The following is a 14,636-nucleotide window of genomic DNA, read 5'->3' on the forward strand; positions in this document are numbered from 1 at the left end:
GAAGACACCTGAAATGTACGCAGAAAGCAGCTAACTCCGTACCTTATCAATACCCCCAGTTAAACACCACGCAGCTCAATTCTGCAGCTCAAACAGGGGCAATGGCTTCTGCTCGGCATATTTCCCACCGAGCGTCTGCAATTCGGGCTGATGCAGTTTTAAATATTCGTTGTATTGCTTGACCGCGCGGTCGTATTGCACCCGAAAAGCCACCACACCCGCATCGAGCTGCTGAATGCCTTCTACAAAATCGCGGGCACTGGCGCTGGGGGCATTGCCATTGGGCGCGGCTACGGGATAGAGCGCATGCAGCAGGGAGTCCTGAGCCGAGTCGTATTTATCAATCAGGGGCGAGCTGGCCATGGTTTGCTGGTTGTAGCGCAAGCGTGGAAGGCGGGCGCTGGCGCGCTCCAGACCGGGCAGCTGGGTTTGGTCGGTGCTAGACTGTCCTTTTAGCTCCCGTAGCAACAAGCGCACAATGCCAATCTTCTGGTCGTCGCTGGCAATCATGTTGCGCCACTTTATATCAACAGAATCACGCAGCACATCGAGCTGGACTTTCACGGCGGCAGCAGAAGCGGGGTTGACGACGGCAGTTTTAGCGCCGTCGCGCTTGCAAGAAGCGGCACAGGCTGTCAGTGCCAACATAATTACGACAACGGGCTTAAGTGAAAACAGAATGGTGGAGCGCATAAAGCAAAATTAAAAATCAGGGTGAACAAAGCTAGGGCCAAGCTGCAAACAATAAACAACCCAAACCAGACTTCCGACCAACGTGTAAGGTTCCGACTTTCTTACAACCAAAAGCGCTTGGCTGTAAAACCATACAATGGAAAGGCCACTCGGACCGTCATTCGGCAACATAAATTTATCCAGCTGTCGATGAGCTGTGAAATGAAAATATTCTTCCCAATAGCTGACTCCTAGTTCATTGAATGGTAAAAAGGACCACCACTTAACTCTTCCTTAATAAACCAAACGGCTGCGGCCGCGTATCTTTGCTATCGCATAGTCATTTTGTACGCCCAATTTTTATGAATAAACAATACTTTCTGCTTTCCGCGGCACTGTTGCTGACGGGAGCTGCCAAGGCCCAGCAGGGCACCGAGTTGTTCTTTTCCGAATACGACGAAGGAGCCCACCAGAATGGCGTAAACTACGGCGGTGCTACGAACTCGACCGGTAACGAGCGTGCTCTGGAAATCTACAACCCAACGAATGATGTTGTTAACCTTACGCCTTATTCGGTACGCCGCTACTCCAACGGCAGCCTGACGACGGTTGACGAGGAGCGTTTGATGCGCACCACAGGTGCCAATATTCTGAACGCTCGTGGCGTGTATGTGTATGCGAACGGGGAAGCTTCGCTAAGCTCTATTCGTTCGGTAGCCAGCCAATTCGGCGCTTTCCCCTACGATGCGATAGGCCCGAACTACATCAACGGTGGTGGAGCTACTAAGGGCAACGTGACTTATTTCAATGGTGATGACGCTGTGGCGCTGGTGCGCTACCCCAGTGGCACAGCCGGCCAGGGCCCAGGCGTTATTGTCGACCTTATCGGTTGCATCGGTGAGGCGCCGCAGCTTGCTGCCGGTGGCGCGGGCGGGAACTGGAGCGGTTTCAATCCAATTGATGACACCAGTGCGCCAGTCGTGCACACGTACGTAGCCTCGGCCAACCAGAGCCTGGTCCGTCGTCCTACCGTCTCGGGTGGTATCCGTACCAACCCCGGCCCGCAGAACGTGCCAAACATCACACCTCCCGTACGCAGCACGGCTGCCAACGCGTATAACATTGCCGATGAGTGGTCGGTGTATAGCTATGCTTTTCCTCCCGGTACCAGCGGTAACGGCTCGGTAGGTGCACAGCTCTACGACCAGTTGGGAAACCACAACGACTACATTGGTGCTCACGGTGCTTACCAGACTACCATCACGGCTACGCTGGGCAAGTTCGACGCCAACATCAGCGTATACCCTAACCCCGCCCATGGTACCGCCACGGTTGAGATTAAGGATGCCAAAGTTGGTTTGGTAAACGTGCGCAACAGCCTCGGCCAGAACATCAGCGCCCAGGCCAAAGGTCAGGGTCAGGAAAAACTGACGCTGGATGTGTCGCGCCTGAAGCCCGGCCTGTACTTCGTAGAAATTTACAGCGCCGACGGCCAGACCAAAATCTATAAGACGCTGATGGTGCAATAAGCAGCCAGCAGCTAGGAATAGGAAAGGAGGGAAGCAATTCCCTCCTTTTTTTATGGGCGTACTTTTGCGCTCCGCTAAGTAGTGGCAGTTGACTCATGCCCTCCGTTAGCCAACAACTGACAACGAATAACTGACATCTGAATTATGGCCGACCTCACGCCCCTCACCGCCATTGGCGAATTTGCTCTTATCCGCCGTCTGCAAGCCGGCATCAGCACGCGCCAGCCCGGCACGGTGCTGGGCATTGGCGACGATGCGGCCATCATCCGCCCCACGGTTGGGGCCGAGCAGGTGATGACGACGGATTTGCTGGTTGAAGGCATTCATTTCGACCTCTCGTTTTGCCCGCTCCGGCACCTGGGCTACAAGGCGGTAGCGGTGAACGTATCCGATGTTGCGGCCATGAATGCCCTGCCTACGCAGCTGGTAGTGGGGATTTCGGCGGGTCCACGCTTCACGGTAGAAGCCATTGAGGAGCTGTATGCCGGCATGCGCCTGGCTTGCGAAGCTTACAACGTTGACTTAGTGGGCGGCGATACTACGGCCAGCCGGGGTGGCCTCACGCTGGCCGTGACGGTGCTGGGCGAAGCACCGGCCGGCACCCTGGCCCGCCGCAGCGGTGGCAAGCCCACCGACCTGCTTTGTGTGAGCGGCGACCTGGGCGCGGCCTTCCTGGGCCTGCAAGTGCTGGAGCGCGAGAAGCAAGCCTTCCTCGCCGACCCCGATACCCAGCCCGAGCTAGCCAACTACGAATACATCGTGCAGCGCCAGCTCCGGCCCGAGGCCCGGCTCGACATCGTGCACGAGCTGCGGGAGTTGGGTGTGCAGCCCACCAGCATGATTGATATCTCCGACGGGCTGGCGTCGGAAGTGCTGCACCTGTGCGCGGCGAGCGGAACCGGTGCCCGTGTATTCACTGAATTCCTGCCCTTGGCCAACCCCACGCTGGAGGCTGCGGCCGAATTCAATCTGGACCCGATTACCTGCGCGCTTAATGGTGGCGAAGACTATGAGCTGCTGTTCACGGTGCCCGTTACGGACCATGAGAAAATCAAGAACCACCCCGATATCACCATCATCGGCCACCTCACTGACAAAACCGATGGGGCCAATCTGGTGACAAAAGCTGGTCAGGCCGTGCCACTTCAGGCGCAGGGCTGGACGAGCTTTTAACAGCGAGCCGGGCTGCCCGTCAACCTTTTGGCGGGGCTACCGTTTAGGATGCCGGGCGACGCAAGGCGGGAGTGGCATGCTAATTGTTTCCAGCAGCTTATTCCGCATCGAAATTCCCACTTTATTCAGCTATTAAGTCATGAAAAAGCTTCCTGTTTTTCTCGCTCTTCTCGTATTACTCACCACCATCCTGAGCAGCCACAGTGCCCAGGCGCAGTGGAGCCCGCAAGCTAAAGGTGCCGTTATTGGCGGCTTGGGCGGGGCTGCAGCTGGTGCCATCATTAACAAGCGCAACCGGGCTGTGGGTGGTGTAGTGGGTGGCGTGGCCGGGGGGGCCATCGGCTACGGGGTCGGCAAGCACATCGACAACAAGAAAAAAGAGAAGGCTCGGATTGCCGCTGCTAACCGGGCTGCCGCTGCCCGTGAAGCGGAATACCGCCGCGCTTTGGCTCGCAGCAACAGCCGCGAAACCGTGGTAAACAAAACCCAGACCGTAGCCGCCCCCGCTAATGCCCTGACAGCAAGCGCCGCTACAGATTACAACGCTCCGATGCCTGCTACTGCTAACGCCGCCTTCCTGCCTAACCCAGCCTACGGCGACGCCTCGAAGCCGTACTCGACGGAAGAGTACCGCCGCAAAAGCTGGTAAGCAGCCAATTGTGTTAAATTCCAAACCCCGGGCGCCTGCGTTCGGGGTTTGGTCCTTCCAGCCGGTTGCCGTGGGTGATGATGCCCACTACCTTTTGTTCACTAATACCCTGGATTTATGAAATCCCTTTTTTGCAGTTTGGTTGTGGCCGTCGCGCTTAGCGCTTGTTCGAAAGCCGAAGAGGCTGTTAATGTTCAGAAACTGGACCAGGACTTTATCAGTGCCTGGAACAGCCGGGATTCTGGTAAAATCACCGGAATGATGGCCGACGATGTGGCCTTCGTGCAGGGCAATGCCCACTGGAAAGGCAAAGACGAAGTAGGCCAGAAGTGGGTGAGTGCCACCATTGCCACCATCAGCAACCTCAAAACCAGCGTTTCCAGCACCGGCACCGATGCCGCCAGCGCCTACGAAGCCGGCACATTTTCGGTGGATGTAGCGCCGTCCGGCCCGGGCCAGCCCGCTGGCTTTGGCGAAGGCAACTACATTTTTCTCTGGAAAAAAGCGGCCGACAATACCTGGAAGCTGAGCTACGCGCAACTGGAGGATTTGCCGGTGCAGCGCCGGAATTAGGCACAGCAGTACGCGCCTGTGAGCGCGTGCTGATAGGGATTATACACCAACAGTGTAATCGCCCGTTACAGATTTCTCGGCCCCCGCTGCTTGACCTTTATTCAATGAAGGTCCAGCAGCGGGGGCTTTATTTGGTTGGTATAGAAGTTAAGTGAAAATCAAATAACGGCCGGAGCAGTTATGCTTACCAGTCATGCCTGAATAGACCAGCTAGCCGCCTCAGATAACGCGCCGGTCCATTGGTTTCAAGTAGTGACTTTCCTTCTTTATTCTCCTTCCATGACAACAAAATCTTTTGCTCCGCTCGCTTTTTCCGTGCTGGACTTAGCTCCCATTGCGGCCGATACCACGCCGACCGATACCTTCCGTCATAGCCTGGACCTGGCGCAACAGGTTGAAAGCCTGGGTTACACCCGATTCTGGCTTTCTGAGCATCACAACATGGTGAGCGTAGCCAGCGCAGCTCCGGTGGTGCTCATCGGCTACATTGCGGGTGGCACCAGCACGTTGCGGGTGGGCTCGGGCGGTATCATGCTGCCCAATCATACCCCGTTGGTTGTAGCCGAGCAGATGGGCACGCTGGCTTCGCTCTACCCGGGCCGTATCGACCTGGGCTTGGGCCGTGCGCCCGGCTCCGACCAGGTGACGGCGCAGGCCATTCGGGGTGGCCGCTTCGGCGGCGTGCAGGATTTTCCGCGGGACATTCAGCAGCTCCAGACCTATTTCTCGGCTGCCAACAGCACGGCTACGGTGCGGGCCATTCCAGGCGAAGGGCTGGATATTCCAATTTACGTGTTGGGTTCCAGCACCGATAGCGCCTATCTGGCTGCCGCGCTGGGCCTGCCGTATGCATTTGCCAGCCATTTTGCGCCGGGGCAGCTGTTTGCGGCGTTGGAGATTTATCGCCAGAATTTCCGGCCCTCGGCGGCGCTGGCGGCGCCCTATGTCATTGCCTGCGTGAACGTGGTGGCAGCCGATACCGATGCCGAGGCGCAACGCCTGGCCACGTCGCTCAAGCAGTTTATGCTGGGCGTTATCAAGGGCCGGCCGGCGCCGCTGCAGCCACCCGTGGAATCGATGGCCGGGCTCTGGGAGCCTGCGCAGCAGTACGCCGTGGAGCAAATGCTGGCCTATGCCTTCATCGGTAGCAAGGCAGCTATTCAACGGGATATGCAGGAATTTGTAGGCGAAACACAGGTGAACGAAATCATGGCCGTTTCTAATATCTTCAGCCACGAGGCGCGGGTTTATTCCTATCGGCTGTTAGCTGAAGTGCTGCGTGGAATTCCCCAACCCCAGACGGAGCAGTTAGTGGGCTAAGGACTTTGCGAACAAGGCAAGTAAGGGCATCAAAACCAGAACGTCATGCTGAGCCGCCTGAAGCATCTTTACTGCAGAAGCAAATAATTACTCTTGCGGTGGAGATGCTACGGCAAGCTCAGCATGACGCGCTTTTTAAATATTTCTTAACCTAATCCTCCGGATAAGGCACGAACACGAAGTTGGTGAATTCCTCATCGAGCACGAAAAGGCAGCAGAACTCGTCGGCATCCTTGTAGGTGGCTTTGAAGGCTTCTATGCCGCTTTCGTCGATAATTCCTTGCTGCACAAACAACTCGAGGTAGCTGGCGAAAACATGCCACTCCAGGTTCAACTCATCAGCATTGACCAGCAGGCCACCGAGGGGCACTTCCTGCTTGGCAAACACGAAAATGGGGTACTGGCTGAAGTCACCTTTGCGAATTTGGGAAGAGGCTTCGGAAAGCGTGTCGCACACCTTCACGAAATCCTTGGTGATGGTGCCGAGGTACTTGCCGTTCAGTTCGGGGTCGTTGAAGTAGTCCATTTATTTAATTATTTCTCTTTTTTGACAATATCTGTCAAACTGACTTTGGACGCTGTTTGATTAGGTATCCAGATGGAGCGAAATAAAAATCCAAGCGAAAACCCGTTAATAATTGGGTTGAAAGTGGCTAATTGCTCAATCGGGTTATACCCTCCAAATGCTCCGCCAAAAGCTAATTTCAAAGTGAAAAATGCTATAACAGCGTAGGCCAGGCCAAAAACTAAACGGCTATTTGTGAGAAATAGCTGCTTAATAAAAGAGCGTGGAGCTTGCAGAAAAACTATATTAGCTAATAGCGAGATAATTAAAGTAATTGGGCCAATTATTTTAATAGCGACCAAGGCTTGGTTTTTATCCAGTAGAAAATAGCCAATCCCGTAGATGATAGTAGCTATTATCCAACCAAGAAGGGAAGAAACTAACGCAGCTAATGTGTAATTCTTCATCGCTCTTGTGAAGTTACTTCAACTCCAGCGCCACCACATTCTCCACGTGGTGGGTGTGCGGGAACATATCCACTGGCTGCACGCGGGTGACTTTGTAGGCAGCATCCAGTAGCTCCAAGTCGCGGGCCTGGGTGGCGGGGTTACAGCTGATGTAGACGATGCGGGGGGCGCGAAGCTCCAGTAGGCGGGCCACCACGTCGGGGTGCATGCCGGCGCGGGGCGGGTCGGTGATGAGGACGTCGGGGCGGCCGTGGTGGGCGGTAAAGTCAGCCGTGAGGATGTCCTTCATGTCGCCGGCGTAGAACTCGGTGTTGGTGATGTTGTTGATTTCGGCGTTGACGTGGGCGTCAGCCACAGCCTGCTCCACGTACTCGACGCCGATGACCTTGCGGGCTTGGTGGGCCACGAAGCTGGCGATGGTGCCGGCTCCCGTGTAGAGGTCGTACACCAGCTCATCGCCCTTCAGGTCGGCGAAGTCGCGGGCCACTTTGTAGAGCTGGTGGGCGCCTTCGGAGTTGGTTTGGTAGAAGGATTTGGGGCCGATGCGGAAGCGTAGGCCTTCCATGTCTTCTTCGATGTAAGGTTTGCCGTGGTAGCAGACCACGTCGAGGTCGTGGAAGGTTTCGTTGCCCTTGCTATTGAGTACGTAGTTGAGCGAAGTGATGCCGGGGAACTTGGCCAGCAGGGCATCCAGCAAGGGCTCGATGCTGGGGTGGGGGCGGTAGCACTGCAGAATCACCATGATTTCGCCGGTGCTCTGAGCCGTGCGGATGATGAGGTTGCGCAGGTTGCCAGTCTGGCGCACCATGTTGCCGAACTGCAGGCCGTGCTCGCGGCCGTAGTCGCGCACAAACAGGCGGATTTCGTTGCTGGGCTCGGCCTGGAGGTGGCAGTGCTGCACGTCGATAATCTTATCGAAGCGGGCGGGAGTGTGGAAGCCCAGCACGTTGCGGTCGAAGGTTTGGGTGTCGTCGTCGATTTGCTCCTGGGTCAGCCAGCCGTTGTCGCTGAAGGTGTATTCGAGTTTGTTGCGGTAGTAGGTGCGCTGAGGCGAGGAGAGGATGAACGGAATCTCGGGCAGAGCCACTTTGCCGATGCGCGTGAGCTGGTCCACCACCTGCTGCTGCTTGAAGTGCAGTTGCGAATCGTAGCCCAAATGCTGCCACTTGCAGCCGCCGCACACGCCGAAGTGCTGGCAAAACGGCGTGGTGCGCAGCTCCGAGTATTTGTGAAACGCCGTGGGCACGGCCTCCAGAAAGTTCTTTTTAGCGCGGGTGATGCGCAAGTCCACGACGTCGCCGGGGGCTACCTGCGACACAAAGATGACGAGGTTGTCGAGGCGAACCATGCATTTGCCTTCGGCCACCATGTCCTGAATCAGGATATTATGGAGGGCGTCGGCGGGTAAGTTTTTAGAGGCTTTCGTGATTTTGCGGGACATAACGGGAGCGGTAAGTCTGCAAAGGTAGACCACGGATTCTCTCGGATTTTGGGGACGAGTAAGAGAACGGAAACGAAGCCGCACACCAATTAATCCGCCTCGCATGCAGTTGAAACAAAGTCGCAGGCGCTTGAAGGCATATGACAGAAGCGGTGTGGCGCTGGTCAAAAAAGAAAGGCCTCCCGAACTGGGAGGCCTTTCTTTTAAAAAGATGTCGACTATAAAATTCGTGAAATCCGAAAAATTCGTCCGAATCCGTGGTCTATTTCACCACTTCAAACCAGTTCTTCACCGTGGGGCCATTGGGCCGGGTCAGGATGTAGAAGTAGTTGCCGGGGGCGATGTTGTCGTCCTGGCCCCAGTTGTTCTGGTAGTTGGTGGTCTTATACACCTCGCGGCCCCAACGATTGAACACGGTGAAGGTGTTGCCGGGGTAGAGTTGGATGTTGTCAATCACGAGCACATCGTTCAGGCCGTCACGGTTTGGCGTGATGATGTTGTAGGTGTTGGTCTGATTGGCAAATTTCACGTTGGCTTCGTTCGAGTTTGAGCGTAACGGCGTGGCATCCGTGCTCACGGCCACTACCCGGAAGTTCTGGTCGAAGCCTACGCTGGTTGCCGTCGAAGTGGGGTCGGTATTGGATACGGTCGCTTGCAGGGTGCCGGCGGGTACCGTGGTCACAAGCTCCGGCGTGCCCGCGTCGGAGCGACGGTAGATTTCGTACTTGTCCACCGTGAAGCCCTGGTAGGCGTTCCAGGTCAGGGCCGTGCTGCCCTGGTCGCGGCCACCGGCGCCGGGCGTGGCCACCGCCACCAAGCGAATGGTGCGCGAAACCAGGCTGGAGAGTAGAGTGCCGCAGCCGTTGGTCAGGTCGAGGCGGTACTCATAGGAATTGCCCGAAGCATCCACGGCATTGTTATCGGTGAAGGTGGTGGCCGAAGCCGCTACCGTGCCCACCGAAGCGTACGTGCCCGAGCCCGCCACGCGGCGCATAATCTGAATCTGGTTCGGCGTGTTGCTGCTGGCCGGGGCGCGTAGCGTGAGGATGACGCGGGCGTTGCTGGTCATATCAACCGAAGCCGTGGTAAGGGCCACCGTGGGGTTGTCGAGTATGATGGTGCGCGTCGTCGTGGTGCCTACGCACGAGGCCGGCGTGCCGCTGGTTTCGGCCGCGCTCACGGTGTAAGGACCGGTGGCGCCAAACTGCACCGTCACTTGGTTGGTGCCGTTGCCGGCCGTCACGGTGCCGCCTACTACCGTCCATTGGTACGACGAGCCGGCCGTGGCGTTAGCAATGCTGTACTGCTGCGGTGTGGCCACGTTGCACACAAAGCCCGAGCCCGAAATGGTGGGGGCACCTGGCGTGGGGCTCACTGTGAACTGCGTGGTGTAGAGCGGACCCACGCAGCCGGCAACCGTGGTTTCCTGAGCGGTGAGGGTATAGGTACCAGCAGCTGGCAGGTTGCTCAGCGTACGGGTGTTGCCGGTTCCGGCTATGGTATTGCCTGCCAGTTGGAACACGTAGGTCGAGCCGGTGAAACCGCCGGGTAGGCTAAAGGTGACGGGGCCACTGTTCTGGCACACTCGCACCGGCGCAGTGATGGCTAGGTTGGTGCGGGGCGACGGATTGATAAGTACCTTCAGCGTGTCGGAAACGCCGCGGCAGATGCCGCCGCTGGGGTTACTGGTTTCCGTCACCACAATTTTGCCAAGCGTGGGCACCGTTACCGGGTTCCAGTTCACAGTCACTGAGTTTTGCAGCGTGCTCACCTGCGTGCCGCCAATAATCTGCCAGGAGTAGCTGGAGCCGTTGGCAAATACGCCGCTGATGTAGGTGTAAGGTCCATCGGCTTGGCAAACGGAGCGCGGCAGGGGAGATGCGGCTACGATGTCGCCGGGGCCGGTAGGCCGCACCGTTTGTAGGCGCTGGTTGATGATGATGGGCAGCGTGGTGGTATCCGACGAGCAGCCTTGGGCGTTCAGGCGGAACACTTTGATGTAGCCGCCGGTGCTGGCCACGCCCCAGTTCACCGTAATGGCTGGCGTGCCTTGGCCACTTGCAATGGTGCCGCCATTAATCAGCCAAGTGTAAGCCGTGGCGGCGGGGTTCACCACCGAGTAGGCAATACCCGTGACAGTGGGACAAACCGAGGCCGGGCCCGTAATGGCTTCAGCCGCCGGGCGCGGGTTGATGGTCACTATCACGGTACTCGTGCTCACGCAGCCGCTGGCCGTGGTGGCTGTCAGCGTATAAGTAGCCGTCAGGGGAGTGGTGCCTGGGTTCACACCAGTCAGCACTGGCTGGGCAGAAGTAGCGTTGTTCAGGTTGGTGGTGGGGCTCCAGCTATAGGTATAGCCAGCCAGCGCCGCAGTGCCCAGCGTCACGCGCTTGCCATCGCACACCGACACCGCCGGACCGGCATTGGCTACGGCGGCGGGGTTCACCGTCACCGTTACCGTGCTGGTGGCTACGCAACCGTTGGCCGTGGTGGCCGTTAGGGTGAATACAATGGGGTTCGGTGTGGTGGTCGTGTTGGTCAGCGTGAAAGTGGGGTTGGCCACCGAAGTGTTGCTCAGGCCGGTGCTGGGGCTCCAGCTATAGGTGTAGCCCGTCACGGCTGCGGCGCCAAGCGTAGTTGCCAAGCCCGAGCACACCGGGCGGTTGGCACCGGCCACGGCCACGGCGGCGGGGTTAATGGTCACCACCACGGTATCGCGCTGGAAGCAGCCGTTGGCTGTAGTAGCTAGCAAAATGTATTGCTGGGTAATGGCCGCGCCGGTCGTGTTGGGCAGGGTTACGGTCGGAGTTAGCGCCGAGGCACTGCTCAGGCCGGTAGCGGGCGTCCAAGCATAGGTAGTGCCGGTGATGGCGGTCCCCGTACCAATGGTTACGCCCACGTTCGAGCAGGTGGTTTTATCCAACCCGGCCTGCGCTACAGCCGCAGGGTTTACGGTAACGGCTACCGTGCTGGTGGCGGTGCAGCCGCTAGCTGTGGTAGCAGTCAGGGTGTAAGTAGCAACGATGGGGGTACCTGTCAGATTGGGCAGGGTCAGGGTCGGGGTGAGGCTGGTGGTGCTGCTCAGGCCCGTGGTGGGCGTCCAGGCGTAAGTAGTACCCGTTACCGGCGTACCCGTACCGATTACCACACCCACATTCGAGCAGGTGCTGCGAGCCGGGCCGGCTTGTGCCACGGCGGCGGGGTTGATGGTTACGGCCACGGTACCGGTGGCGGTGCAGCCGTTGGCCGTGGTGGCCGTCAGGGTGTAGGTGGTGGTGATGGGCGCGCCGGTGGCGTTGGTGCCCGTCACGGTGGGGTTGAGAATATTAGGGTTGCTCAAGCCCGTGGTAGGCGTCCAGGCGTAAGTAGTACCGGCTACGGGTGTGGCCGTGCCACCGAGCGGAGCTGAGGTTGTGCCCGAGCAGAAACTGATGGCTGGGCCAGGAGTAGCCACTGCCGCTGGAAAGACGGTTACGGTTACGGTGCTGGTGGCGGTGCAGCCATTGGCTGTCGTCGCTGTCACCGTATAAGTCTGCGTGATGTTGGTGCTGCCGGAGTTGGGCAGCGTCATCGTCGGGTTTGATGCCGTAGTGTTGCTCAGCCCCGTAGTGGGTAGCCAGGCATAAGTGGTGCCAGCCACGGTGGTACCGGTGCCAATGCTCACGCCCACGTTCGAGCAGGTGCTGCGGGCCGGGCCGGCTTGTGCCACGGCGGCGGGGTTGATGGTTACGGCCACGGTACCGGTGGCGGTGCAGCCGTTGGCCGTGGTGGCCGTCAGGGTGTAGGTGGTGGTGATGGGCGCGCCGGTGGCGTTGGTGCCCGTCACGGTGGGGTTGAGAATATTAGGGTTGCTCAAGCCCGTGGTAGGCGTCCAGGCGTAAGTAGTACCGGCTACGGGTGTGGCCGTGCCGCCGAGCGGGGTCGAGGTTGTGCCCGAGCAGAAGCTGATGGCTGGGCCAACGGCTGCCACGGCCACTGGGGTGATGGTCACGACAACCGTTGCGGTTGCCGGGCAGCCCTGAGCATTGGTCGCTGTAAGCGTATAGGTTTGGGTGATGGGCGCGCCAGTGGTGTTTGGCAAGGTCACGGTGGGCTGAGCGGCAGTGGTGCTGCTCAGGCCGGTAGCAGGGCTCCAGCTATAGGTATAGCCGGGGAGTGCCGCAGTGCCCAGCGGGGCTGAAGCCACGCCCGAACATGCCGTAATAGCCGGGCCGGCGTTGGCAACGGCAGAAGGGTTGATGGTCACCCGCACCGAGTCGACGCTGAGGCAGTTGGCACCAATGGAAGCTGTCAGGCCGTAGTTCCGCACAATGGGAGTCGTGCCAGCATTGGGCAGGGTCACGGTGGGCTGAGCGACAGTGGTGCTGCTCAGGCCGGTAGCTGGGCCCCAGCTGTAGGTAACGCCCGCCACCGGAGCCGTACCCAGCGTGGCCGAAGTTGCCCCCGCGCACACGTTGAGGTCGGGGCCGGCATTGGCTGTGGGCGGCGGCGTTACGGTTACCGTTGTGGTAGAAGTGATGCTGCAGGTCCCATCCGTGCCGGTCACGGTATAGGTAGTGGTAGCAGTTGGCGTCACGATGATGGTGCTCCCCGTAACGGGCTGGCTGCCGCCGGTCCAGGTGTAGGTCAGGCCAGCGGGGCCGGTTACGCTCAGCGTGGTGGAGGTGCCCCGGCAGATGCTGGCCGAAGTTGGTGTAACAGCCAGCGCCGCCAGTGGCCGGATGTCCACCGTTTTCACTACCGAGTCAGACAAGCAGCCATAAGTTGAAACGCCCTTCAATACCAGTGTGCCGGTGCTATTAGCGCTGGCCCAAGTCACGTTCACAGTATTGGTGCCTTGGCCGCTGTTGATGGTGCCGCCCGAAATGCGCCAGTTATAAGACGCCGGGACTGGGCCGGCAGCAGTGTAGGTTCGCACCGTAGCGGGGTCACACACCGTAGCCGGACCGGTGATGGCATTGGGGCCGGCAGCACGGTTAACCGTAACACGGAAAATGTCGGAGGCAATTTTGCCGCCGCAGCCATTGTCCTTCACCGTCACGGCCAGGTCGTAGGGTGCGGTACGGCCATTGCCGCAAGCCGAGTTAAAAACGAACGTGCCCGATACCGTCCCGTTGCCGGTCGCATTGGCCGTGCCCGTCACGTTGCCGGCAACCACGGTACCAGTACTTCCATTAAAGGTGGTATTAAACGGGCCGCTGCCATCAAGGAGCGCGCTGTTCACAGTCATCACCAGAGGGTGGCTGCTGGTGGCTTGCGTGGCCGTGATGGGGATGCTTAGCGACTGTCCTTCCTCAATAGTATAGTTGCGAGGAGTTGTGACCGACGGTGGTAGCGCTGGGGGCGGCGTGGCCGGACAGGTTGAAACCAGCAGCTGCAAGTCTCGTCTGGTAGACCCTACCAGCACTTCCCGCCCGTTGATACTTCGGTATTCGCTTACATCCACGGCTACCACAAACTTGGTGCCTTGGTTGGCTCTACTCCCGTACTTCGCGATTCCCGTATTCGCATTAATCAAGGCAAAATTACCTGTTCCCGTACCAAACGGTGTAGCCACACTGTAGCTGGCAGAGGCATAAGGTATGGGGGTAGGAAGGGGAGGAACAGCTGCGAAATTGTTGGGAGAGTCACCATAAGGTGCCCCAAAGGAGTACACCAGTCGGTCACCATCGGGGTCAACAGCGTTGTTGAGCGAAATTGTTGTATCGTTTTGGCAGATGATGGCCACAGCCGTATCCGAAAATACGGGCGAGCGGTTGGGAATCAGTGGTGGCGACATGCTCACATATAATGTGAGAGGGAAGCTGTCCGAATTGGCCAGGTTGGCAATGCCTGCATTGCGGGCGCTCAGCGTGAATACTGCGTAGTAGCCATCAAACGACAGCGGCAGGTTGACGGTACCCACAAACCGGTTCACGAAGAAAGGTTGGTTGGGTGGCGTAATGTTACAACCCGGCGGAATAGATGGCCCGCTGATAATTGGCGAAATAGTGCCGGGCAGCGTTACCGTCTGTCGCACCCCCGTAGTGCGGTTATATACAAAGACCGTCTGACTCGTAGTAGGCGTGCCTGGTGTGCCCGGCAGGGCATTGATGTACAGGGTTACGGTTATCTCGTAGCGAAACTGGTTTCCCGCTGGGCCATTGGCATCGAGGTAACGGTAGTTCATCTCGCCGCCTAGCAAGTGCGAGGCCTGCGCGGGGCGCGTACCCAGCATAGCCAGCATGAGCAGCAAAACGGACCCAAAAAAGCGCCGGAGTAAGGATGGGGACATAAAAAAAATGAAGGGTAGGAGGACGGAGAAACC

Annotated in this window: 10 protein-coding genes; 5 read left to right on the forward strand and 5 right to left on the reverse strand. The window is 58.4% G+C overall.

The genetic code is table 11. The annotated features are described in order from the left end of the window. Positions 1-75: 75 nt before the first annotated feature. Positions 76-693 carry a hypothetical protein gene (locus tag J4E00_RS08115; protein WP_208174638.1) on the reverse strand — a complete coding sequence of 206 codons (618 nt, stop codon included), beginning with the start codon at positions 691-693 and terminating at the stop codon, positions 76-78. A 341-nt stretch (positions 694-1,034) separates the two neighbouring features. On the opposite strand from J4E00_RS08115, the gene J4E00_RS08120 reads away from it, so the two are divergent. From J4E00_RS08120 to J4E00_RS08140, 5 genes are all read left to right on the forward strand, one after another. Then, a complete protein-coding gene (locus J4E00_RS08120) occupies positions 1,035-2,201 on the forward strand; it encodes a T9SS type A sorting domain-containing protein (RefSeq protein ID WP_208174639.1) in 1,167 nt (388 codons plus the stop codon). A 144-nt stretch (positions 2,202-2,345) separates the two neighbouring features. Beyond that, positions 2,346-3,374: a thiamine-phosphate kinase gene (gene thiL, locus J4E00_RS08125; protein ID WP_208174640.1), complete on the forward strand. Its 1,029-nt coding sequence runs from the start codon at positions 2,346-2,348 to the stop codon at positions 3,372-3,374. Between the two features lie 139 nt (positions 3,375-3,513). Beyond that, the gene (locus tag J4E00_RS08130; RefSeq protein WP_208174641.1) at positions 3,514-4,023 is read left to right on the forward strand and encodes a glycine zipper domain-containing protein; all 510 of its coding nucleotides are present in this window, start codon (positions 3,514-3,516) and stop codon (positions 4,021-4,023) included. 117 nt (positions 4,024-4,140) lie between these two features. Beyond that, a complete protein-coding gene (locus tag J4E00_RS08135) occupies positions 4,141-4,596 on the forward strand; it encodes a YybH family protein (RefSeq protein WP_208174642.1) in 456 nt (151 codons plus the stop codon). 279 nt (positions 4,597-4,875) lie between these two features. After that, positions 4,876-5,916, forward strand: a complete 1,041-nt coding sequence (locus J4E00_RS08140) for an LLM class flavin-dependent oxidoreductase (RefSeq protein WP_208174643.1) — start codon at positions 4,876-4,878, stop codon at positions 5,914-5,916. A 151-nt stretch (positions 5,917-6,067) separates the two neighbouring features. Here J4E00_RS08140 and J4E00_RS08145 read toward each other — a convergent pair whose 3' ends face one another. The 4 genes from J4E00_RS08145 to J4E00_RS08160 all read right to left on the reverse strand — a co-directional run bounded on the left by J4E00_RS08145 (position 6,068) and on the right by J4E00_RS08160 (position 14,603). Then, entirely contained in the window at positions 6,068-6,442 is a 375-nt protein-coding gene (locus tag J4E00_RS08145) for a hypothetical protein (protein ID WP_208174644.1), read from the reverse strand. An 8-nt stretch (positions 6,443-6,450) separates the two neighbouring features. Then, positions 6,451-6,888 carry a hypothetical protein gene (locus J4E00_RS08150; protein ID WP_208174645.1) on the reverse strand — a complete coding sequence of 146 codons (438 nt, stop codon included), beginning with the start codon at positions 6,886-6,888 and terminating at the stop codon, positions 6,451-6,453. Positions 6,889-6,901: 13 nt separating this feature from the next. Further along, positions 6,902-8,329, reverse strand: a complete 1,428-nt coding sequence (rlmD, locus tag J4E00_RS08155) for a 23S rRNA (uracil(1939)-C(5))-methyltransferase RlmD (protein ID WP_208174646.1) — start codon at positions 8,327-8,329, stop codon at positions 6,902-6,904. Positions 8,330-8,591: 262 nt separating this feature from the next. After that, entirely contained in the window at positions 8,592-14,603 is a 6,012-nt protein-coding gene (locus J4E00_RS08160; RefSeq protein WP_208174647.1) for a gliding motility-associated C-terminal domain-containing protein, read from the reverse strand. Positions 14,604-14,636 lie beyond the last annotated feature (33 nt).

The sequence above is a fragment of the Hymenobacter negativus genome, assembly GCF_017571495.1.
GTDB lineage: Bacteria > Bacteroidota > Bacteroidia > Cytophagales > Hymenobacteraceae > Hymenobacter > Hymenobacter negativus.

Coding starts and splice junctions, on each gene's coding strand:
- J4E00_RS08140 (WP_208174643.1), top strand. CDS start 4,876: ATGACAACAAAATCTTTTGCTCCGCTCGCTTTTTCCGTGCTGGACTTA.
- J4E00_RS08145 (WP_208174644.1), bottom strand. CDS start 6,442: ATGGACTACTTCAACGACCCCGAACTGAACGGCAAGTACCTCGGCACC.
- J4E00_RS08115 (WP_208174638.1), bottom strand. CDS start 693: ATGCGCTCCACCATTCTGTTTTCACTTAAGCCCGTTGTCGTAATTATG.
- J4E00_RS08135 (WP_208174642.1), top strand. CDS start 4,141: ATGAAATCCCTTTTTTGCAGTTTGGTTGTGGCCGTCGCGCTTAGCGCT.
- thiL (WP_208174640.1), top strand. CDS start 2,346: ATGGCCGACCTCACGCCCCTCACCGCCATTGGCGAATTTGCTCTTATC.
- J4E00_RS08160 (WP_208174647.1), bottom strand. CDS start 14,603: ATGTCCCCATCCTTACTCCGGCGCTTTTTTGGGTCCGTTTTGCTGCTC.
- J4E00_RS08120 (WP_208174639.1), top strand. CDS start 1,035: ATGAATAAACAATACTTTCTGCTTTCCGCGGCACTGTTGCTGACGGGA.
- J4E00_RS08150 (WP_208174645.1), bottom strand. CDS start 6,888: ATGAAGAATTACACATTAGCTGCGTTAGTTTCTTCCCTTCTTGGTTGG.
- J4E00_RS08130 (WP_208174641.1), top strand. CDS start 3,514: ATGAAAAAGCTTCCTGTTTTTCTCGCTCTTCTCGTATTACTCACCACC.
- rlmD (WP_208174646.1), bottom strand. CDS start 8,329: ATGTCCCGCAAAATCACGAAAGCCTCTAAAAACTTACCCGCCGACGCC.